We start from the raw sequence: 20613 nt of genomic DNA, 5'->3' as shown, positions 1-20613 counted from the left end.
AGCTCTGCAAGCAGCTCTCCCGTCAGAGCCTCCAGCGACTCACCGGCAAAGAATCGAGCTCGAATCAGCTCGAAATAGGGCGTCCCGGCAAGCCACGCTCCCCACTCAGCGTGTGACACCGCGTGCAGCTCCAGAAGCTTGAACTTCATCAGCACCTTCATCGCATGGCGTGCGTGCTTCACTGGGTCTCGCTCCAAGCCAGACAGCCGCCGGCGCGCCGTATGCAACGAACGCTCGACGTCGCCAAAGACTCCGCCATGTCCAGGAATCACCTGACGGGGCGACAATTTCTCGATCAAATCGAGCGTCGCCGCAATGTCCCCGAACGAGGATTCGCCCATCAGCTCCGGAAAGGCGATGCCAAACCCGTTCTCCCAGAGCGCATCCGCTGAAATCAGAGTCCGCGACACCGGGTCGAACAGGATCACCGAGTGCGGATCGTGACCTGGAGCGCCATGCACTTGCCACGCGCGGTCTCCCAACAGGCATTCAGTGCCAGGTTTGAGCAGTCCGGTGAAGCCAAAACGCGGGCAACTCTGCCCCGTCGCAAGGAAACTCAGGCCCTGCGCATCCCATCGCTCAACCAGCGCCGCCTCTCCAGGCGGAATGTCCGTCCGCAACGACGGGTAGCGCTGCTGCAACGCCGCGTTCCCCCCGCAGTGATCGCTGTGCAGATGTGTGTTCAGCACCCGATCGAGTGGACGTTTGCCCAACACCGACTCCACCAGGGCCAGCGTCTGATCGGCATGCGTGGCATAGCCGGTGTCGACCAGCGCCGTTTCCTCGGCTCCGACGAAGAGGATGTTGTTCGAAGACAGCCAGCCCCGCTCGAACACGATGACATTCGCCGGCAGCCCGGCGCTGGCTTCCCCGTGGCGCCCCACGCGCTCAGGCACCGGCGCTGGTGCGCAACTCGCGCCGCAGGATCTTCCCCACGTTGGTCTTGGGCAGCGACTCGCGGAACTCGATGTGCTTCGGCCGCTTGTAGCCGGTGAGCTGTCCGTTGCAGTACTGGAGCACGGCGTCTTCCGTCAGCGTCGGGTCCTTGCGGACCACGAAGACCTTGATGGCTTCGCCCTGCTTCTCGTCCGGCACGCCCACCGCCGCACATTCGACGACGCCCGGGCACAGCGAGATCACGTTTTCCAGCTCGTTGGGGAACACGTTGAAACCGCTCACGAGGATCATGTCCTTCTTGCGGTCGACGATTCGGCTGTAGCCGTCTTCCTGCATCACGGCGATGTCGCCGGTGCGCATGAAGCCGTCGGCCGTGAAGGCTGCGGCCGTCTCGGCGGGTTGGTTGTAGTAGCCGGTCATCACGTTCGGGCCCTTGATGCACAGCTCGCCCGCCTGGCCGATCGGCAGCGATTGGCCTTCATCGTCCTTGATCGCGATCTCAATGCTCGGCAACGGCAGACCGATGGTGCCCGTGAACTTCGTGTTCGACACCGGGTTGTTGGTGCCGATCGCACAGGTCTCGCTCATGCCCCAGCCTTCGATCATCGGGCAGCCGGTGGCTTCGAACCACTTGCGCGCCGTGCCTTCAGAGGCGGCCATGCCACCGGCCTGTGACACGAACAGCGTGGAGAAGTCGACCGTCTTGAACTCCGGGTGCATCAGCAGCGCATTGAACAGGGTGTTCACCGCCGGCAGCATGTGGAAGGGCCGCTTCTTCAGCACCGCGACGAACTTGTTGAAGTCGCGCGGGTTCGGAATCAGCGTCATGTGCGAGCCCTGGCGGATCACCAGCAGGCACAGCGTCAGCGCGAAGATGTGATACAGCGGCAGCGCGGCGATGCTGTTGACCTTCGCCAGATCGCCGGCCCGCGCCAGTGCGGGCGTGAACCAGGCTTCGGCCTGCAGCGTGGCGGCCACGATGTTGCGATGGGTCAGCACCGCACCCTTCGACAGGCCGGTGGTGCCGCCCGTGTACTGCAGGAAGGCGATCGAATCGAGCGTGCTCTGGTCGGGCCCGAGCGTGCGACCGCGGCCTTCGGCAATCGCCTGCTTGAACGGCGTGACCGTGCGGCCGTCGCTCAGGGGCAGCTTGTAGGGCGGCACCATCTTGGCCAGGTGGCGCACGGCCACCGTGATCCAGGCGCCGTACAGCCCGCCGAGCAGGTCGCCCATCGCGGTCATCACCACGTGCTTGACGGGCGTGCGCTCGATCACCTGTTCGAGCGTGGCGGCAAAGTTCTCGAGGATGACGATGGCGGTGGCGCCGGAGTCCTTGAGCTGGTGCTCCAGCTCGCGTGCCGTGTACAACGGATTGACGTTGACGCAGGTGTAGCCCGCGCGCAGCACGGCGCACATCGTGACCGCGAACTGCGGCACGTTGGGCAGCATGATCGCCACCCGCGCACCGGGCGCGAGGCCCTGCGATTGCAGCCAGGCGCCCATCGCCTTCGAGAGCGTGTCGAGCTCGCCGTACGACATCCAGCGCTCCATGCAGACCGAGAACGGACGGTCCTTGTAGCGGCCGAAGGCCTCGTCGAACATGTGAGGCAGGGAGCGGTACTGCTCCGGATGAATCTCGTGCGGCACGCCGGCCGGGTAGTTCTGTCGCGCGGATGTCTGCATGCAAGCTCCTTTGGCGCGGATTGTGGGAGCCAATGCCTCCCACCCGCCAGCGGGCTTGTCCTAGGGGCGTGTGCCCGGTGTCGCGCAGGCGATAGCCGCCGCGCGCGTCCGGGCCATGAACAAGCGATCAGGCGTTGCCGGATTCGCCCGGCAGCAGCACGCCGGCCGGGATGTCGGGCTGCACCTCGAGCGCGCGGTACAGCGGCGTGAAGTCGGGCGCCGTGAGGTCGAAAAGCTGCGCGAAGTTCTCGATCACGAAGTAGTTGGCCTGGTAGGTGTCGATCTTGTATTGCGTGCGCATGGTGCGCAGCAGGTCGAGCGGGAGGCGATGCGGCGCGGGGCTGCGTACCGCGTGCTGCAGCTCGCCGACCGAACTCAGGATGCCGGCACCGTACGCACGCAGGCCTTCGGGCTGGCGGATCAGGCCGAACTCGACCGTGTACCAGTACAGCCGCGCGAGCTTCTCGCCGGCGCCCAGCTCGTGCGCCTTGATGCCGCCCTGGCCGTAGCGCTGCACGTAGTCGGCGAATGTCGGGTCGAACAGCATCGGCACGTGGCCGAACAGGTCGTGGAACACGTCGGGCTCGACGATGTAGTCGAACTCTTCGGGCTTGCGGATCCAGTCGGTCACCGGGAACTTGCGGTTCGCCAGCAGCGTGAAGAAGGGCAGCTCGGGAATGAGCCCCGGCACCGCCACGATCTCCCAGCCGGTGGCGCGGTGCAGGCGCTCGTTGAGTTCCTCGAAGCGCGGGATGCGGTCTTTCACGCCGAGCAGCGGCAGCGACTTGATGAAAGCATCGCAGGCCAGGCCCGTCAGCTGCGCGGCCTGGCGTTCGTACAGCCGCTTGTAGGTGTCATGGTCGGCCGCCGTGTAGCTGGCCCAGTCCTGCGGGCAGGTGTAGTCGGCTTGCACCGAACCGCCGCGCGAGTAGTCGCCGCGCGGCGGGCGATCGGATGCGCCATAGACGGCGGGGGTGACAACGGCGGCAGGGGAATCCATGGGGCCTTCGGTTTCTCGGGTTATTTGAGCCAGCGGTCCATCACGCGCTGGAAGTCGCCGCCGGCTTGCTGCAGGTGCAGCCATTGGTCGACATACGATTTGAAAGCCACGTCGTCGCGCGGCAGCATCCAGGCCATCTCGCCGTACTGCAGCGGCTTGTCGGGGTTCACGGCGCACAGCCCGGGCTTGAGCTTTTGCTGCGTGATGGCCTCGGCCGATTCGGTGACGAACACGTCGGCGCGGTTGGCCAGGATCTCGTCGAAGATCGTGACGTTCTCGCCGTGCAGCGTGAGCCTGGCCTGCTTGAAGTTGGTGCGGGCGAAGCGTTCGTTGCTGCCGCCCGGGTTGAAGATCACGCGGGTCGACGGCTGGTCGATGGCCGCCACGCTCTGGTACTTGGCCACGTCGGCGCAGCGCGCGATGGGCGTCTTGCCGTTGACCATGTAGGGCGCGCTGAAGAAGGCGCGCTTCTGGCGGTCGGTGGTCACCGACACGCCGCCCACGGCGATGTCGCACTTGCCTGCGGCCAGATCGGGCAGCAGGTTGGCCCACGTCGTCTTGACCCATTCGGGCTTCGCGCCGAGGCTGGCGCTGAAGCCCGTCATCAGGTCGACGTCGATGCCTTCGAACGAGGCGTCGGCCTTCTGGAAGCTGAAGGGCCGGTAGTCGCCCGGCGTGCAGATGCGCAGCACCGCCGCCTTCTGCACCGTGTCCAGATGCGAGGCGCCCGCGCCGGCCGCGGGCGGCGCCGAGGCGCAGCCCGAGAGCACGACCGCAGCGGCGGCTGCCGCGACGAAGGAAGTGACGACAGTCGAAGAAGACGCGTGGCGCATGCCGGGCTCCAGGGCAGTGGTGAAGCGCCTTATTTTGCGGCGCTCAGCACGCCACGGCGCATCTGGTCGAGCTCGATGCTCTCGAACAGCGCCTTGAAGTTGCCGTTGCCGAAACCGTCGTCGCCCTTGCGCTGGATGAACTCGAAGAAGATCGGGCCCAGCTGGTTCTCGCTGAAGATCTGCAGCAACAGGGCGTCCTTCTTGCCGTCGATCAGGATCTTGCGCTTCTTCAGCTCGGCCACGCTTTCGCCGTGCTCGGGGATGCGCTTGTCGATCAGCTCGTAGTACGTGTCGATGGTGTCCAGCAGCGTCACGCCGTTGGCACGCAGCGCGTCGACGCTCTCGTACAGGTTGTCCGAGCCCATGGCGATGTGCTGGATGCCCTCGCCCTTGTACATGTCCAGGTACTCCTGGATCTGGCCGGCCTGTTCCTTGCCTTCTTCGTTGATCGGGATGCGGATCTTGCCGCAGGGGCTGGTCATGGCCTTGCTCTTCACGCCCGTCACCTGGCCTTCGATGTCGAAGTACTTCACTTCGCGGAAGTTGAAGAGCTTCTCGTAGAAGTTGGCCCACACGTCCATGCGGCCGCGGTACACGTTGTGCGTCAGGTGGTCGATGTAGGTCAGGCCGTTGCCCTTGCGCGCCAGCGCGTCCTGCGACGACACGCCCGGCAGCGCCTCGAAGTCCACGTCGTAGAAGCCGATGTTGCCGATGTCGCCCGGCTGCGCGCCGTTCTTGCCCGGCCAGCGGTCCACCAGGTAGATCAGGCTGTCGCCGATGCCCTTGATGGCGGGGATGTTCAGCTCGCCCGGGCCGGCCTTGTCAGCGAAGCCCCAGGCGCCCAGCGCGGTGGCGCGTTCGTAGGCCTGCTTGGCGTCCTGCACGCGGAAGGCGATGGCGCACACGCTCGGGCCGTGCTCGCGCGCAAAACGCTGGGCGAACGAATCGGGCTCGGCATTCAGGATGAAGTTGATCGTGCCCTGGCGGTACAGCAGCACGTTCTTGTGACGGTGCTTGGCGATGGCCACGAAGCCCATGCGCTCGAACACCTTGCCCATCGCGACCGGATCGGGTGCCGCGTACTCGATGAATTCGAAGCCGTCGGTGCCCATCGGGTTCTCCCAGGGCGTGAAGGCGGGGGCGTCGGCGTGGCTCATGGATGCTGTCTCCGGAAAGTGGGGAAGTTGTGCAGAAAGGAAAACAAAGGCCCGGATCCGGGCCGTGCTGCACTGTAGGTCGGAAGGCGTTCAGGTTTTCTGCGTTTCTGGGCGCCATGGGTGGTCATGACGCAGTAAAACTGCAAAAATGGTGAAATGGAAGCACTCGACAAGATAGATCGGCTCATTTTGCGCATGCTGCAAGCAGATGGCCGTGCCACCTACGACCAGATCGCGGAGCAGGTCAGCCTGTCGCCCAGCGCCGTGCTGCGGCGGGTCAAGCGGCTGGAAGAGCACAAGGTCATCGACCGCTACGTGGCCCTGGTCCAGCCCGAGGCGGTCGGCCTGGGCCTCACGGCCTACCTGAACGTGCGGCTCGAAAAGCACACCGAAACCCACAAGCGCAACCCCATGGACCTGTTCCGCGCCAGCGTGCAGACCTGGCCCGAGGTGGTCGAGTGCGCCGCGCTCACCGGCGACATGGACTACCTGCTGCGCGTGGTGGTGGCCGACATGGCGCACTACAGCCGCTTCATCATGGACACCCTGCTGAAGCACCCCAGCGTCGAAGACTGCAAGACCAGCTTTGTGCTTGATCGTGTCAAAGCCACAACATCTGTGCCCGTTTAACCACAAATTGGTTGCGTAAACACCACGGACTCTGGTATCGAGTCACGAATGCGTCCAGAAAGTGTCCTTGCGGGCTTGGTGATTAAGGGAAAACCCTTACATTGGAGCCATGCTTACCGCCAAGACCCTCCTCAAAGCGTCTCTCGGCCTCGGCTCTTTCCTGAAGGCGCCGATGGTTGAGGCGCAACCGCGCGCCGTCAGCGCGCCCCCACCCGTCATGGTGCCGATCCGCTCGATCGGCCCGCGCGAACGCGAACGCATCGCGCGCCACCTGCTGGACCTGACGCCGCACGACCGCTACCTGCGCTTCGGCTATGCCGCGGCCGACGAGCAGGTCCTGCGCTATGTCGAAGGCCTGGACTTCGACCGCGACGAACTGTTCGGCATCTACAACCGCCGCCTCGACCTGATCGCGATGGCGCACGTGGCCTATGCGCCCGGCGACCAGCACAGCGACTGCGCCGAATTCGGCGTGTCCGTGTCGTCGCACGCCCGCGGCCGCGGCTATGGTGCGCGCCTGTTCGAGCGCGCCGTGGTCGCCGCGCGCAACGAAGGCGTGGGCATGCTCTTCATCCATGCGCTGAGCGAAAACGCCGCCATGCTCAAGATCGCCCGCAACGCCGGCGCCACCGTGGTGCGCAGCGGCTCGGAGTCGGAAGCGCACCTGCAGCTGCCCACCGCCACCTTCGACAGCCGCATGAGCGAGATCGCGCTGGAGCACTACGCCGCCGTCGATTTCGCGCTCAAGAGCCGCGCCAAGCAGTTCTGGGCCTTCCTGGCGAGCCTGCAGGAAGTGCGCAGCGGCATGCGCGACGCGCGCAGCAAATCTGCACCTTGAGCGGGCAAGGCCGGCCTATGCCGGCCGGACGGTAGAGCCTGTCATGCGCAATCCGTTATCCTTGTCTCTCTTCAACTCCGCCCTCCCGCAGTGGCCGACCCTCACCCTGAACGCGCTCCCGTTGAACGGGAAGACAAGCGTGGCTTTCTCCAGAAGCTCGCCGAATTCATCCACCCCGGCCCCGATTCGCGCGACGAGCTGATCGAAACCCTCGCCGATGCCGAGGACAACGAGGTGATCGGCGCCGAATCGCGCGTGATGCTCGAAGGCGTGCTGCGCATGGCCGACATGACGGCCGGTGACGTGATGGTCGCGGCGCCGCGCATGGACCTCGTGAACATCGACGCGCCCTTCGACGCGCTGCTGCACGCCGTGATCCAGACCGCGCACTCGCGCTTTCCGGTCTACGAGGGCGAAAAAGAAAACATCATCGGCATCCTGCTCGCGAAGGACCTGCTCAAGCTGCAGCGCGCGCCGGGCCTGAACATCCGCGCCTTGCTGCGTCCGGCAACCTTCGTGCCCGAGAGCAAGGGCCTGAACGATCTGCTGCGCGAATTCCGCGGCAACCGCAACCACCTGGCCATCGTCATCGACGAGTTCGGCCGCGTGGCCGGCCTCATCACCATCGAGGACGTGCTCGAGCAGATCGTTGGCGAGATCGAGGACGAGTTCGACATCGCCGAAGACGAGGGCGACATCTTCGGCTTGGCCGACCACACCTACCGCGTCTCGGGTGACACGCCCATCGAGCGCGTGGCCGAGGCCTTCGGCATCGTCTTCAACGAAGAACAGCTGAGCGAAGACTTCGACACCATCGGCGGACTCATCGCGCACGAGATGGGCCACGTGCCCAAGCGCGGCGAGCACCACGCCATCGGCGGCTTCGACTTCGTCGTGCTGCACACCAAGGGCGGCGCGGTGCGCTGGTTCCGGGTGTCGCCGGCGCGCGGCGGCGACGCGGCCGACTGATGCCGGCGCCCGCAGCAGCGGCCCCGGCCCGCGTCTCGCCCACCTCTCCCCCTTCTTCTGCCGCCTCCGGGCTGCTGCGCCTGCTCGGCTTCGGCCTGGCGGGCGTGGCGCAGGCCCTGTCCATCGCCTGGCCGGGCGACGGCCGTCCGCTGTGGTGGCTGCAGCTGCTGTCGCTGGCCGGGCTGGTCTGGCTGCTCGACGGCCTGCGCGCCCAGGGCGCGGGCTGGCGCCGCGCCGGTCTGCACGGCTGGGTGTTCGCGACCGCCTGGCTCACCGGCAGCTTCTGGTGGCTCTTCATCTCGATGCACACCTACGGCGGGCTGCCGGCGCCGCTGGCGGTGATCGCCGTGCTCGCGCTGGCGGCGGCCCTCGGGCTCTACTACGCCGTGGCCTGCGCCTGGTTCGTGGTGCGCGGGCCGACGGGGCGCGTCGCCGGCGCCTTCGTGTTCGCGGCGCTGTGGACGCTGGCCGAGCTCGTGCGCGGCAGCTGGTTCACCGGCTTTCCCTGGGGCGCGGGCGGCTACGCCCATGTCGACGGTCCGCTGGCAGCGCTGGCGCCGTGGGTCGGCGTGTATGGCATCGGCGCCGCGGCGGCACTGGCCGTGGCGCTGGTCGCGCGACGCCTGCCGCTGCGTGACGTGGTGCCGACGGCGCTGGCCGCCGTGCTGCTCGCCGCGGTCTTCGTGCTGCCGAACCTTGTCTCGCCGCTGCCCGCCGATGCGCGCGGCGCGCAGGGCACTGCCGGCGCGCTGCAGGTCGCGCTGCTGCAGGGCAACATCCCGCAGGACGAGAAATTCATTCCGGGCGGCGGCATCGAAACCGCGCTGCGCTGGTACGCCGAACAGCTGCGCGACGCCAAGGCCCAACTCGTGGTCACGCCCGAAACGGCGCTGCCGCTGCTGCCGCGCCAGCTGCCCGCCGGCTACCTCGACGCGATCCAGGAACGCTACGGCCAGCCGGGCTCGCAGCAGGCGGCCATCGTCGGCCTGCCGCTCGGCGACGGGCCGGGCACCTACCGCAACGCCGTGCTCGGCTTCATGCCCGGTGGCGCGGCGCAGCCCTACGCCTACAGCAAGCACCACCTCGTGCCTTTCGGCGAATTCATTCCGCCGGGCTTTCGCTGGTTCATCCGCATGATGAGCATCCCGCTCGGCGATTTCGAGCGCGGCGGGCTGGCGCAGGCGCCTTTCGTCTGGCAGGGCCAGCGCATCGCGCCCAACATCTGCTACGAAGATTTGTTCGGCGACGAGATCGGCGCGAACTTCCGCGACGAGGCCACGGCGCCGACCATCCTGCTCAACGTCAGCAACATCGCCTGGTTCGGCGACTCGGTCGCCATCGACCAGCACCTGGCCATCTCGCGCATGCGCGCGCTCGAGTTCGCGCGGCCGATGGTGCGGTCCACCAACACCGGCGCCACCGTGGTGATCGACGCCGCGGGCCGCGTCACGCACCAGCTGCCGCGCCTCACGCGCGGCGTGCTCGAAGCGCCGGTCGAGGGTCGGCGCGGGCTCACGCCCTTCGCGCGCTGGGTCGCACCCTTCGGCCTGTGGCCGCTGTGGATCGCGGCGCTCGCGATCGTCGCACTGGGCGCGGTCTTCTTCCGGCCCGGGCGCACCCGGGGCTGAGGCGTACCGGCGGATGCAAATTCGACGTCGTCGTCCATGAAGCACCACCACCGCCCCAAGCCCGCCGCGCCATCCGTGGTCGATGGCACAGGCGACCTTCGCGCCAGGGGCTCGGTGCTCGAAGTCTTTCTCGCTTTCCTGAAGCTCGGCCTGACCTCCTTCGGCGGACCGGTGGCGCACCTGGGCTACTTCCGCACGGAGTTCGTGGAGCGCCGCAAGTGGCTCGACGACAAGCGCTATTCCGACCTCGTGGCGCTGTGCCAGTTCCTGCCCGGTCCCGCGAGCAGCCAGGTCGGCATCGCCCTGGGGCTCGGCCGCGCGGGCTGGGGCGGGGCGCTGGCGGCGTGGCTCGGGTTCACGCTGCCGTCCGCCGTGGCGCTCATCCTCTTTGCGGCCGGTGTCACGCACTGGGCGGGCCTGGCGCAATCGGGTGCGGTGCACGGGCTGAAGGTCGTTGCGGTGGCCGTCGTCGCGCAGGCGGTGTGGGGCATGGCGAAGTCGCTGTGCCCCGACCGGCTGCGTGCGGGCGTGGCCATCGTCGCGGCGCTGCTGGTGCTCGCGGTGCCGTCGGCCATGGGGCAGATCGCCGCCATCGTCGCCGGGGGCGTCGTCGGCCGGTGGGCGCTGCCGCCCGGCCACCTGCCCGCCGCGCAGCACCGCGACCACGGCGTGAGCAGGGCGACCGGTGCCGCGCTGCTGGGCCTGTTCGCCGCGCTGCTCGTCGCACTGCCGATGCTGGCTGCGGCGACGGATTGGCCGCCGCTCTCCGTCATTGCGTCGTTCTACCGGTCGGGCGCGCTGGTGTTCGGCGGCGGCCACGTCGTGCTGCCCTTGCTGCAGGCGGGCGTGGTGCCGACGGGCCTGGTCTCGAACGACGTGTTCCTGGCGGGCTACGGCGCAGCGCAGGCCGTGCCGGGGCCTTTGTTCACCTTCGCGGCCTTCCTCGGCGCCGCCATGCCGGGGCCGTTCGGCGGTTGGGTGGGTGGCTTGGCGCTGCTGCTGGCCATCTTCCTGCCGGCCTTCCTGCTGGTGGCGGGTGCGCTGCCGTTCTGGGAGACGCTGCGCCAGCGCGACGGCGTCCAGCGCGCGATGGCGGGCGTCAACGCGGCGGTCGTCGGCGTGCTGCTCGCCGCGCTCTACGACCCGGTGTGGACGAGCGCGATCCACTCGAAGGCCGACTTCGGGCTGGCGCTGGCGGCGTTCGGCTTGCTGGTCTACGCGCGCCTGTCGCCGGTGTGGGTCGTCGGGCTGGCGGCGGTGGCGGGCTGGCTGCTGGCCCTCTAAGGCCGGCGCATGACCGCATGCCATGCCGGCATGCAGCGGCATGGCATGCGGGCATGGTTCATGTATCTTCCTCGCCGCCTCGAGAAATCATCCTCAAACCAAGGAGCCCGTATGTACTTTTCTACCCATTTCCGTGCCTTTGCGGCCGGTGCCGCACTGCTCGCGGCCAGCGCGCTCGCGCAGGCCCAGCAGGCGCTGCCCAACGTGGTGATCCTGGCGACCGGCGGCACCATCGCCGGTGCCGGCGCGTCGGCCGTCAACAGCGCGACCTACGCGGCCGCCAAGGTCGGCGTCGAGAAGCTGATCGCCGGCCTGCCCGAGCTGGCCAAGGTCGCCAACGTGCGCGGCGAGCAGGTGTTCCAGGTGGCCTCCGAAAGCCTCACCAACGACAACCTGATGACGCTGGCCAAGCGCGTCTCGGCGCTGTCCAAGCAGTCGGACGTGGACGGCATCGTCATCACCCACGGCACCGACACGCTGGAAGAAACCGCCTACTTCCTGACGCTCACCGTGCACACCAACAAGCCGATCGTGGTGGTCGGCTCGATGCGCCCGGGCACGGCCCTGTCGGCCGACGGTGCGCTCAACCTGTACGACGCCGTGAACGTGGCGGGCAGCAAGGACGCGATGGGCAAGGGCGTGCTCGTGACGATGGGCGACAACATCGACACCGGCCGCGACGTGAGCAAGAACGTCAACATCAAGACCAGCGCGTTCTCCAGCCAATGGGGACCGCTGGGCATGATCGTCGAGGGCAAGAACTACTGGTTCCGCGCGCCGGTCAAGCGCCACACCACGAACTCGGAGTTCAACATCGACACCATCACCGCGCTGCCGCCGGTCGAGATCGCCATGGGCTACGAAGGCGTGTCGTCGGTGGCCATCGACGCCATCGCCAAGAGCGGCGCCAAGGCGCTGATCCACGGCGGCACGGGCAATGGCTCGGTGGCCGACCGCATCGTGCCGAACCTGCAGAAGGCACGCACCGACGGCGTGATCGTCATCCGCAGCTCGCGCGTGCCCGACGGCTTCGTGATCCGCAACGCCGAGCAGCCCGACGACAAGTACGACTGGGTGGTGGCGCACGACCTGCGCCCGCAGAAGGCGCGCATCCTGGCGATGGTGGCCTTGACCAAGACCAACAACACCAAAGAGCTTCAGCGCATCTTCTGGGAATACTGATCGACGGTCAGCGCGCGGTGCGGCGCTTGCGGTGCCGCGCGTATTCCAGGCTGCTCACGCACACCAGCAGCCAGCCCAGGCCGGTCAGCAGGCCGGCCGCGACATCGCTCGCGAAGTGCACCTGCAGGAAGATCCGGCTGCAGGCGATGGTGACGATGGCCGCCACCGCGGCCATGGCGGCCGGCACATGCCAGCGCGCCGGCAGCAGCCGCAGCGCCAGGTACAGCAGCATCCCGTAGCTCACGATCGCGCCCGCGCTGTGGCCGCTGGGAAAGCTGAAGCTCGTTTCCAGCGCCAGCCCGTGGTCATGCACCGGCCGGGCCCGCGCAAAGATGTGCTTGAGCGCGGGGTTCAGCACCACGATGCCGCCGAGCGCAGTCACCCAGCCCAGCGCCAGCCCACGATGCGCGTTGCGCCACAGCAGCAGCGCGACCAGTCCGCACACGGGCGCGAGCAGTTGCGCATCGCCCAGGTGCGTGAGCCAGCTGAAGCTCACGAGCGCGCCCCACGGCACATGGGCGGCGATGGCGTCGGCCAGCGCCTGGTCGGCGCGGCCCATGGTGCGGCCGTCGCCCAGGTGCGAGGCGATCCACGCGACCAGCACCGCCGCCGCCAGGATCAGCACGAAGCCCAGGCCCAGGCCGAGCGCCAGGCGCGATTCGTCAGGTTCGCCCGTGTCGGGCAAAGGATGACGCCGTTGCAGCATCCGGCAGGCGAGGCCGGCGCCGAGCACCGACACGGTCAGCGCGAGCGCGAACCAGGCCAGGGCGTGTTCGCCCAGCTGTTGTGCGAGAAGAACCAAGGGGGCTGAAGAAGAAAGAAGAAGGGTGTCCGCAGGAGGCATGCGGCGCAACCCTAAGGGGCCGTCGCGCGGCTGGCAAGCGGAAGCCGCAATAGGTCGACGCGCGTGAAGGCTTTGTCTGCCGCCGAATGGTCCCAGCGCTCGACCACGCACACGCGCTGCGCGCCGTCGCCGGACGCTTCCGCGCGCAGCACGTTCACCGAATTCGGCGCGTCCCAGCGCACGCGCGTCGACACGGCGGTGCCGGCCTGTACCGCCCAGGCCGTGGGCGGGCAGCCCGGAAAACGCTCGTCCAGCGGGCGCACGAAAGGCAGGTGGATGTGGCCGCCGACGATCAGGTCGGCGCCCGCCGCCGTCCAGCGCGCCACCGCCGCCGCGCGCCCGTGCAGGCGGTTCTGCCGGTCTTCGGGCCGCGTCACCAGCACCGGCTGGTGCGTCACGACCACGCGCACCTGCCGGGGCGAAGCCTGTGCCAGCCGCGCCGCCACGCGCTCGACCTGCGCGGGCGACACCTCGCCGTCCTCGTGCCGGTACCAGCGCGTCGTGTTGACCGTGACCACCAGCCAGTCGTCGCAGGCGAACACCGGCTCCAGATCGGCGCCGAAGGCCTCCGTGTAGCGGCCGTAGGGCGAGAAGACGCGCGCCGCCAACTGGAACAGCGGGATGTCGTGGTTGCCCGGAATCGCCACCACCGGCGCCGCCAGCCGCTCGGCAAAGGCGCGCGCCGCCGCGAACTGGCGGCGCGTGGCGCGCTGCGTGATGTCGCCCGACAGCAGCACCGCCTGCGGCGCCAGCGCGTGCGCCAGGCGTTCGAGCGCCTGCAGCACCTCGGGTTGTTCGGTGCCGAAGTGCGGGTCGGACACTTGCAGCAGGCAGCTCATGGCCGTGCCGCCTCCAGCTCGGGCGCGCTGTCGGGCCGTACCAGCCACAGCGGGTCGGGCGCCACGCGGAACAGCAGGGGCATGTCGACCCAGTCGATCTCGCCGTCGGTGGCGATCTTCACGCGGCGCGGCGTGCGCAGCCGGCCGGCCTTCACCGTCATCGACTCGAAGGGAAAGCTCAGCACCTCGTCGGCGTCGCCCAGCCGCCCGAGCGCACCGCGCACCAGCAGCCCCGGCATCGCCAGCAGGCCGACCGGCTTGAGCGCCACGGCGGTCAGCCGGCCCTGCTCGGGCGCCTCGGCGTGGTCGACGCCCGCCTGCATCAGCTGCAACGGGTTGTTGCCCACGAACAGCGTGGGCGTGCGGATGTCGCGCTCGTGGCCGTGCGAGGCGATGCGCAACTGCCAGTGGCGATGGCGCCCGCGCAGCACCGTCAGCAGGCCCGAGTAGAAGGCGATCCAGCGGTGGCGGCCGAAGCGTGCCTTGTGGCTCTCGCGCTCCTCCAGCAGGTCGGCATACAGGCCCATGCTGGCATTCACCAGGAACACGCGGTCGTTCACCAGCCCCACCTGCACCGCCCGGGGCTGCTGCGTGAGCAGCACCTGCAGCGCCTGCGCCGTGTCGCGCGGAATGCCGTGGGTGCGGCTGAAATAGTTGAAGGTGCCCTGCGGCAGCACGCCGAAGGGGCAGCCGCTGCCCAGCGTGGCCTGGGCCACGGCGTTGATGGTGCCGTCGCCGCCCGCGGCTACCACCACGCCGCCCACGGCCCGGGCGCGCTCGACCGCCTCGCGCGCCAGCGCCTGCACGCGGCCGGGGCCGTCCACGAGGAACACGCGGTGCCGGCGGCCGTCCGCGGCAAAGGCGTCGTCGATGACCTGCCGGGCCTGCGCGGCGTCTTCGCTGCCGGAACCGGCATTGAGCACGATGAAAAAAGGAGTGTCGGGGCCGATGTGGGGCGGTGCCATGCAGTGAGAGAGGGGGAAAGCGCAGGAAAGTGCCGAAAGCGGCGGGAAACGCAAAAAAGCGCGCGGGGCCGGGCTTTGTCCCACGCCCGCGCGGGCTGTTGCGGCAGCCGGCATCCCGAGCGGCTGTGGGAGAGTTGCCCTCCCGCGAACGTAAAATCGTCCGCTTTCGCGGCCTGTGCCGCGCCACCGTCCCGTCCAATGTCCGGCCCCCGACGCCGGCCAGCTTCATGTTGACCTTCCAGCAAATCATTCTCAAACTGCAGTCGTACTGGGCCGACAAGGGCTGCGCGCTCCTGCAACCGTACGACATGGAAGTGGGCGCAGGCACCTCGCACACCGCCACCTTCCTGCGCGCGCTCGGTCCCGAGCCCTGGAAGGCCGCCTACGTGCAGCCCAGCCGCCGCCCCAAGGACGGCCGCTACGGCGAGAACCCCAACCGCCTGCAGCACTACTACCAGTACCAGGTCGTGCTCAAGCCCGCGCCCAGCAACATCCTGGAGCTCTACCTCGGCAGCCTCGAGGCCCTGGGCTTCGACCTGAAGAAGAACGACATCCGCTTCGTGGAAGACGACTGGGAGAACCCCACGCTCGGCGCCTGGGGCCTGGGCTGGGAAGTCTGGCTCAACGGCATGGAAGTGACGCAGTTCACCTACTTCCAGCAGGTCGGCGGCATCGACTGCAAGCCCATCACCGGCGAGATCACCTACGGCCTGGAGCGCCTGGCCATGTACTTGCAGGGCGTGGACAACGTCTACAACCTCACCTGGACCGACGGCCTGAGCTACGGCGACGTCTACAAGCAGAACGAGGTCGAGCAGTCGACCTACAACTTCGAGCACAGCGACGCCGAGTTCCTCTTCACCGCCTTCGCCGCGCACGAAAAGCAGGCCAAGCACCTCATGACCGAGCAGCTCGCGCTGCCGGCCTACGAGCAGGTGCTCAAGGCCGCGCACAGCTTCAACCTGCTGGACGCGCGCGGCGCGATCAGCGTGACCGAGCGCGCGGCCTACATCGGCCGCATCCGCAACCTCGCGCGCAGCGTGGCGCAGAGCTACTACGACAGCCGCGAACGCCTGGGCTTCCCGATGGCCCCGCGCGAGTGGGTGGCGCAGATGCCCCCGAAGAAAGCCGCCTGAGCGATGACGACCCCCATGAACAACAAGAACTCCCTGCTGGTTGAACTGTTTGTCGAAGAGCTGCCGCCGAAGGCGCTGAAGAAGCTCGGCGAGGCCTTTGCCGGCGTGCTGCGCGACCAGCTCGTGGCCCAAGGCCTGGCCGAAGCCGGCTCGGTGCTCACGCCCTACGCGTCGCCTCGCCGCCTGGCCGCGCACCTCACGCACGTGGCCGAGCGCGCCGCCGACAAGGCCGTGTCGCAAAAGCTCATGCCCGTGGCCGTGGGGCTCGATGCCTCGGGCCAGCCCACGCCCGCGCTGCTCAAGCGCCTGGCCGCGCTCGGCGCCGACGCCTCGGCCGTGCCGGGCCTCAAGCGCGCCATGGACGGCAAGGCCGAAGCCCTGTTCTACGAAAGCACCGCCAAGGGCGCCACGCTGGCCGAAGGCCTGCAGAAGGCGCTGGCCGAAGCCATCGCCAAGCTGCCGATCCCCAAGGTCATGAGCTACCAGCTCGAAAGCGGCTGCGAGCTGCCCGGCTGGAGCAGCGTGAGCTTCGTGCGCCCCGCGCACGGCCTCGTGGCATTGCATGCCGACACCGTGGTGCCCATCGAGGCGCTGGGCCTGAAGGCCGGCCGCGAGACGCACGGCCACCGCTTCGAGGCGGCGGTCGACCCCGTGGTGCTGCGCGATGCCAACAGCTACGCCCTGCAGCTGCAGGACGACGGCGCCGTCATCGCGAGCTTTGAAGCGCGCCGCGCCGAAATCGCACGCCAGCTCGCGGCCGCCGCCGTGACGGTGGGTGGCGGCTCGGTGCCGATCCACGACGACGCGCTGCTCGACGAAGTGACCGCGCTGGTCGAACGCCCCAACGTGCTGGTCTGCAGCTTCGAGCCCGAGTTTCTCGAAGTGCCGCAGGAGTGCCTCATCCTCACGATGAAGGCCAACCAGAAGTACTTTCCGCTGCTCGATGCGTCGAGCAAACTGACGAACAAGTTCCTCGTCGTCAGCAACATCACGCCCGACGACGCGAGCGCGGTCATCCAGGGCAACGAGCGCGTCGTGCGCCCGCGCCTGGCCGATGCCAAGTTCTTCTTCGACCAGGACCGCAAGAAATCGCTGGCCTCGCGCGTCGAGTCGCTCGGCAAGGTGGTCTATCACAACAAGCTCGGCACGCAGGGCGAACGCGTGCAGCGCGTGATGCACATCGCGCGCGGCATTGCCGAAAAGCTCGGCGACGCCACGTTGGCTGCGCAGGCGACCCAGGCCGCTCAGTTGGCCAAGGCCGACCTCGTGACCGACATGGTCGGCGAGTTCCCCGAGCTGCAGGGCACGATGGGCCGCTACTACGCGCTGCACGACGGCCTCGACGCCGCAGTGGCCGACGCCATCGAAGACCACTACAAGCCGCGCTTCGCCGGCGACGAGCTGCCGCGCAACAGCGTGGGCCTCGCGGTCGCGCTGGCCGACAAGCTCGAGACGCTGGTCGGCATGTTCGGCATCGGCAACCTGCCCACCGGCGACCGCGACCCGTTCGCGCTACGCCGCCACGCGCTGGGCGTGATCCGCATGCTGATCGAGAAAGACCTCGCGCTGGGGCTCGACGCCCTGCTGCAAGATGCCGCCGCGCAGTTCAGCGCCATCGACGGTTTCGACAGCAGCAAGGCCACGGTCGAGCTGCGCGACTTCATCCTCGACCGCTTGGCCGGCAGCCTGCGCGAGCAGGGCGCCAGCGCCCAGGAAGTCGACGCCGTGCTGGCCCCGCTGCCGCAGCGCCTGGGCGAAGTGCCCAAGCTGCTGGCGGCCGTGCGCGCCTTCGCCGCACTGCCCGCCGCCGCCGCGCTGGCTGCTGCCAACAAGCGCATCGGCAACATCCTGAAGAAGGCGCCCGAAGCCGACGCCCACGTCAGCGAGCTGCTGCTGCAGGAGCCCGCCGAGAAGGCGCTGCACGCCGCCATGGCGCAGGTCGTGCCCGCGGCCAACGCCCAGTTCGACGCGGGCGACTACACCGGCTCGCTGCAGACGCTGGCCGCGCTGCGCGAACCGGTCGATGCGTTCTTCACGGACGTGATGGTGAATGCCGAGCAGGCCGACCTGCGGCTGAACCGCCTGGGCCTGCTGATGTCGCTGCACGCCGCGATGAACCGCGTGGCGCAGCTCGAACGGCTGGCCGTCTGATCTTCCAGACAACCTCACCATGGGTGGCTCTGCCATGAAACTCGTCATCCTCGACCGCAACGGCACGATCAACGTGCACCGCGAAGACTTCGTCAAGAGCGACATCGAGTGGACGCCGCTGCCCGGAGCGCTCGAGGCCGTGGCGCGGCTCAACCATGCGGGCTGGCACGTGGTGGTCGCGTCGAACCAGTCGGGCCTGGGCCGCGGGCTGTTCGACATGGCCTCGCTCAATGCCATGCACGCCAAGATGCACAAGATGCTCGCGGCCGTGGGCGGCAAGGTGGATGCGGTGTTCTATTGCCCGCACAGCCCCGACGAAGGCTGCGACTGCCGCAAGCCCAAGGACGGGTTGTTCCTTCAGATCGGCGACCGCTTCGGCATCGACCTGAAGGGCGTGCCGACCGCGGGCGACAGCCTGCGCGACCTGCAGGCCGGCGCCGCTGCCGGCTGCGAACCGCATCTCTTGCTCACGGGCATGGGCGCGGCCTGCCGCGGGGTTCACCCGCTGCCTTCCGAATATCCGGCGGACACGAGGGTGCATGAAGACCTCGCCGCCTTTGTCGACTTTTTGCTCGCGCGCGAAGCGCGGGCTGCACTGCAGGTGGCTGTCTGATGGCGTTTATCCGTTCCGTTCTCCACGCCCTGTGGATGCTTGTCACCGTGGTGCCCTGGGGCATCATCATGTGCGTCAGCTCGCTCTGGAAGCGTGGCATTCCGCTGTACTGGATGGCCGAGCAATGGCTCAGCTGGGCCATCGGTGGCGCGCGCGTGCTGCTGGGCATCAAGACCCGCGTGACCGGCATGGAAAACCTGCCGACCGACCAACTCGCCGGCGCGGTGCTGCTGGTGAAGCACCAGTCCACGCTCGAGACTTTCCTCATGCCCACGCTGATGCCGCATCCGCTGGCCTTCGTTTTCAAGAAGGAACTGATCTACGTGCCGTTCTTCGGCTGGGCGATGGCGCGGCTGGACATGATCCACATCGACCGGAGCCAGCGCGCGCAGGCGTTCAACAAGGTGGTGAACCAGGGCCGCAAGCTGCTCGCGCAGGGCATCTGGATCATCATGTTCCCCGAAGGCACGCGCATTCCGCGTGGCCAGAAGGGCACCTACAAGAGCGGCGGCACGCGCCTGGCCTGCGAAACCGGCGTGCCCGTGATCCCGATTGCCGTCACCTCGGCCAAGGTCTGGCCGCGCAAAGCTTTCATCAAGCGCCCTGGCGTGGTCGACGTGTCGATCGGCCCGGCGATCTCGAGCGTGGGCCGCAAGCCCGACGAGCTGATGCGTGAAGTCGAAGCCTGGATCGAGGCCGAGATGCGCCGCCTCGACCCCGAGGCTTACAGCGACAGCCCGGCGCAGCCGCAGCAGACGTTGCCGCGCGAAGCGGGCTGACGCGCCACCCTCAGACCCGGGCCCGACATGCGGGGAATGCTGCAGTTCACGATGGACCTCTTCGAGGGGCTGGGGAGCACGCCGGCGCCTGCTGCTGCGCCGCCGCGGCGGCCGCGGAAGAAGGCGCCAGCGCCACCTGCTGCTCCCGTGCCGGTGGTGGCCGATGTGCCTTCATCCATCGGGCCGGTGGATCCGCGTCCTGCGGTGCCGCTGGCTGACACGTTGACGCTGGCGAATTTCGTACATCCGCAGGCCACGCGTGAAGTGGTGTTGGGGTCGGCGCGGGTGGCCTACGAGTTCAAGCGCGGGCAGCGCAAGACGATCGGCTTTCTTGTGGGTGCCGAAGGACTGTCGGTGCGGGCGCCGCGGTGGGTCACCTTGCGTGATGTCGATGCGGCGGTGCGGGAGAAGGCCGACTGGATTCTGCGCAAGCTGGCGGAGACGCAGCAACGCAATGCACGTGTTGAGGCGACGCGGATTGCTTGGGAAGATGGGGCGGAGTTTCCTTTTCTTGGCGAGCTGGTGGTGATCCGGCTCGATCCGAAGCACGGTTTCGCGAGCGTTGGCGGCACGCTCGACCCCGCTGTCGAAGGCGGTGGGCCTCGCACTTTGCGGTTGGCTGTGGCGCAGAACGCTGCGCCTTCGCAGATTCGGGATGCGGCGCAGGCCTGGTTGATGCGGCAGGCTCGCAAGCTGTTCATCGAACGGCTGGATCACTTTGCGCCGCTGCTGGGGGTGTCATGGCAGAAGCTGTCGCTCTCTAACGCTGCTACGCGGTGGGGGAGTGCGAGTGCGGATGGGTCGATTCGGCTGAACTGGCGGTTGATTCACTTTCGCCTGCCGGTGATCGACTACGTTGTGGCGCATGAGCTGGCGCATCTGCGGGTGATGGATCACTCGCATCGGTTCTGGGAAACCGTTGAAAGCGTGGTGCCTGACTATGGGGTGCTTAGGCAGCAGTTGAAGGATGAGGCTGTGCCTCGGTGGGGCTGATTTTTCTTGTTTGCTTCCCGGGGCCGGGAGTTCCGCCCGGCGGCGGACTCACTTTCTTTTGCTTCGCCAAAAGAAAGTAAGCAAAGAAAAGGCGACCCCACTGTCTGCGTCCCTCCGCTTCGCTACGGGCAACCTGCGGTGCTCGCGTTTCGCGGGGTCTCGCAGAACTCGCTTCGCTCAAACAGCTGCGAG

Annotated in this window: 19 protein-coding genes; 11 read left to right on the top strand and 8 right to left on the bottom strand. The window is 68.1% G+C overall.

Annotated elements, in window-relative coordinates:
• The 5 genes from AC07Y4_RS29325 to hppD all read right to left on the bottom strand — a co-directional run.
• The coding region (locus tag AC07Y4_RS29325; protein WP_487850650.1) for an MBL fold metallo-hydrolase at positions 1–896 on the bottom strand (896 nt) is incomplete at its 3' end.
• Positions 889–2580 carry an AMP-binding protein gene (locus AC07Y4_RS29320; protein WP_307697145.1) on the bottom strand — a complete coding sequence of 564 codons (1692 nt, stop codon included), beginning with the start codon at positions 2578–2580 and terminating at the stop codon, positions 889–891. The genes AC07Y4_RS29325 and AC07Y4_RS29320, both read right to left, overlap by 8 nt.
• A gap of 127 nt (positions 2581–2707) precedes the next feature.
• Positions 2708–3580 (bottom strand): phenylalanine 4-monooxygenase, encoded by an 873-nt coding sequence (gene phhA, locus AC07Y4_RS29315; RefSeq protein WP_487850649.1) that lies wholly within the window; start codon positions 3578–3580, stop codon positions 2708–2710.
• 20 nt (positions 3581–3600) lie between these two features.
• Entirely contained in the window at positions 3601–4413 is an 813-nt protein-coding gene (locus tag AC07Y4_RS29310; RefSeq protein WP_487850648.1) for a transporter substrate-binding domain-containing protein, read from the bottom strand.
• A gap of 29 nt (positions 4414–4442) precedes the next feature.
• Entirely contained in the window at positions 4443–5570 is a 1128-nt protein-coding gene (hppD, locus tag AC07Y4_RS29305; RefSeq protein WP_139701335.1) for a 4-hydroxyphenylpyruvate dioxygenase, read from the bottom strand.
• A gap of 156 nt (positions 5571–5726) precedes the next feature.
• Between hppD and AC07Y4_RS29300 the strand changes: the two genes are divergently transcribed.
• From AC07Y4_RS29300 to AC07Y4_RS29275, 6 genes are all read left to right on the top strand, one after another.
• Positions 5727–6200, top strand: a complete 474-nt coding sequence (locus AC07Y4_RS29300) for an Lrp/AsnC family transcriptional regulator (RefSeq protein WP_062482247.1) — start codon at positions 5727–5729, stop codon at positions 6198–6200.
• 109 nt (positions 6201–6309) lie between these two features.
• The gene (locus AC07Y4_RS29295; RefSeq protein WP_062482250.1) at positions 6310–7038 is read left to right on the top strand and encodes a GNAT family N-acetyltransferase; all 729 of its coding nucleotides are present in this window, start codon (positions 6310–6312) and stop codon (positions 7036–7038) included.
• 90 nt (positions 7039–7128) lie between these two features.
• Positions 7129–8007 (top strand): CorC family transporter, encoded by an 879-nt coding sequence (locus tag AC07Y4_RS29290; RefSeq protein ID WP_062482253.1) that lies wholly within the window; start codon positions 7129–7131, stop codon positions 8005–8007.
• Positions 8007–9635, top strand: a complete 1629-nt coding sequence (gene lnt / locus AC07Y4_RS29285) for an apolipoprotein N-acyltransferase (protein WP_487850647.1) — start codon at positions 8007–8009, stop codon at positions 9633–9635. Before AC07Y4_RS29290 ends, lnt begins: the two co-directional genes overlap by 1 nt.
• 36 nt (positions 9636–9671) lie before the next feature.
• Positions 9672–10919, top strand: a complete 1248-nt coding sequence (chrA, locus tag AC07Y4_RS29280; RefSeq protein WP_487850646.1) for a chromate efflux transporter — start codon at positions 9672–9674, stop codon at positions 10917–10919.
• A gap of 111 nt (positions 10920–11030) precedes the next feature.
• Entirely contained in the window at positions 11031–12101 is a 1071-nt protein-coding gene (locus AC07Y4_RS29275) for an asparaginase (protein ID WP_062481776.1), read from the top strand.
• Positions 12102–12108: 7 nt separating this feature from the next.
• Here AC07Y4_RS29275 and AC07Y4_RS29270 read toward each other — a convergent pair whose 3' ends face one another.
• Genes AC07Y4_RS29270 through AC07Y4_RS29260 form a run of 3 tightly spaced genes read right to left on the bottom strand, consistent with a single transcriptional unit; the run spans position 12109 to position 14749 of the window.
• Positions 12109–12903, bottom strand: a complete 795-nt coding sequence (locus AC07Y4_RS29270; protein ID WP_223301439.1) for a phosphatase PAP2 family protein — start codon at positions 12901–12903, stop codon at positions 12109–12111.
• Positions 12904–12956: 53 nt separating this feature from the next.
• Entirely contained in the window at positions 12957–13784 is an 828-nt protein-coding gene (locus AC07Y4_RS29265; protein WP_070062942.1) for a metallophosphoesterase family protein, read from the bottom strand.
• Positions 13781–14749, bottom strand: coding sequence for a diacylglycerol/lipid kinase family protein (locus AC07Y4_RS29260; RefSeq protein ID WP_487850645.1), 969 nt, complete (start codon positions 14747–14749; stop codon positions 13781–13783). The genes AC07Y4_RS29265 and AC07Y4_RS29260 overlap by 4 nt, the downstream gene beginning before the upstream one ends.
• Before the next feature lie 227 nt (positions 14750–14976).
• Between AC07Y4_RS29260 and glyQ the strand changes: the two genes are divergently transcribed.
• From glyQ to AC07Y4_RS29235, 5 genes are read left to right on the top strand one after another with little or no spacing between them, the layout of a single operon-like run.
• Positions 14977–15885, top strand: coding sequence for a glycine--tRNA ligase subunit alpha (glyQ, locus tag AC07Y4_RS29255; protein WP_062481784.1), 909 nt, complete (start codon positions 14977–14979; stop codon positions 15883–15885).
• Between the two features lie 15 nt (positions 15886–15900).
• Complete coding sequence (glyS, locus tag AC07Y4_RS29250; protein ID WP_487850644.1) at positions 15901–18036, top strand: glycine--tRNA ligase subunit beta; 2136 nt, start codon at positions 15901–15903, stop codon at positions 18034–18036.
• A gap of 19 nt (positions 18037–18055) precedes the next feature.
• Complete coding sequence (gene gmhB / locus AC07Y4_RS29245) at positions 18056–18649, top strand: D-glycero-beta-D-manno-heptose 1,7-bisphosphate 7-phosphatase (protein WP_487850643.1); 594 nt, start codon at positions 18056–18058, stop codon at positions 18647–18649.
• Entirely contained in the window at positions 18649–19428 is a 780-nt protein-coding gene (locus tag AC07Y4_RS29240; RefSeq protein ID WP_307590667.1) for a lysophospholipid acyltransferase family protein, read from the top strand. Before gmhB ends, AC07Y4_RS29240 begins: the two co-directional genes overlap by 1 nt.
• A gap of 27 nt (positions 19429–19455) precedes the next feature.
• Complete coding sequence (locus tag AC07Y4_RS29235; RefSeq protein WP_487850642.1) at positions 19456–20421, top strand: M48 family metallopeptidase; 966 nt, start codon at positions 19456–19458, stop codon at positions 20419–20421.
• The last annotated feature ends 192 nt before the right edge of the window (positions 20422–20613 follow it).

The organism is Variovorax sp. GW460-12-1-14-LB1 (assembly GCF_059423605.1).
Note: the sequence above shows the minus strand (reverse complement) of the source record. Positions and strands in the feature narration are given on the sequence as shown.

What these genes read in the sequence shown, in the direction of transcription:
- AC07Y4_RS29320 (WP_307697145.1), bottom strand. Translation starts at nt 2,580, where the DNA reads ATGCAGACATCCGCGCGACAGAACTACCCGGCCGGCGTGCCGCACGAG.
- phhA (WP_487850649.1), bottom strand. Translation starts at nt 3,580, where the DNA reads ATGGATTCCCCTGCCGCCGTTGTCACCCCCGCCGTCTATGGCGCATCC.
- AC07Y4_RS29310 (WP_487850648.1), bottom strand. Translation starts at nt 4,413, where the DNA reads ATGCGCCACGCGTCTTCTTCGACTGTCGTCACTTCCTTCGTCGCGGCA.
- hppD (WP_139701335.1), bottom strand. Translation starts at nt 5,570, where the DNA reads ATGAGCCACGCCGACGCCCCCGCCTTCACGCCCTGGGAGAACCCGATG.
- AC07Y4_RS29300 (WP_062482247.1), top strand. Translation starts at nt 5,727, where the DNA reads ATGGAAGCACTCGACAAGATAGATCGGCTCATTTTGCGCATGCTGCAA.
- AC07Y4_RS29295 (WP_062482250.1), top strand. Translation starts at nt 6,310, where the DNA reads ATGCTTACCGCCAAGACCCTCCTCAAAGCGTCTCTCGGCCTCGGCTCT.
- lnt (WP_487850647.1), top strand. Translation starts at nt 8,007, where the DNA reads ATGCCGGCGCCCGCAGCAGCGGCCCCGGCCCGCGTCTCGCCCACCTCT.
- chrA (WP_487850646.1), top strand. Translation starts at nt 9,672, where the DNA reads ATGAAGCACCACCACCGCCCCAAGCCCGCCGCGCCATCCGTGGTCGAT.
- AC07Y4_RS29275 (WP_062481776.1), top strand. Translation starts at nt 11,031, where the DNA reads ATGTACTTTTCTACCCATTTCCGTGCCTTTGCGGCCGGTGCCGCACTG.
- AC07Y4_RS29265 (WP_070062942.1), bottom strand. Translation starts at nt 13,784, where the DNA reads ATGAGCTGCCTGCTGCAAGTGTCCGACCCGCACTTCGGCACCGAACAA.
- AC07Y4_RS29260 (WP_487850645.1), bottom strand. Translation starts at nt 14,749, where the DNA reads ATGGCACCGCCCCACATCGGCCCCGACACTCCTTTTTTCATCGTGCTC.
- glyQ (WP_062481784.1), top strand. Translation starts at nt 14,977, where the DNA reads ATGTTGACCTTCCAGCAAATCATTCTCAAACTGCAGTCGTACTGGGCC.
- glyS (WP_487850644.1), top strand. Translation starts at nt 15,901, where the DNA reads ATGAACAACAAGAACTCCCTGCTGGTTGAACTGTTTGTCGAAGAGCTG.
- gmhB (WP_487850643.1), top strand. Translation starts at nt 18,056, where the DNA reads ATGGGTGGCTCTGCCATGAAACTCGTCATCCTCGACCGCAACGGCACG.
- AC07Y4_RS29240 (WP_307590667.1), top strand. Translation starts at nt 18,649, where the DNA reads ATGGCGTTTATCCGTTCCGTTCTCCACGCCCTGTGGATGCTTGTCACC.
- AC07Y4_RS29235 (WP_487850642.1), top strand. Translation starts at nt 19,456, where the DNA reads ATGCGGGGAATGCTGCAGTTCACGATGGACCTCTTCGAGGGGCTGGGG.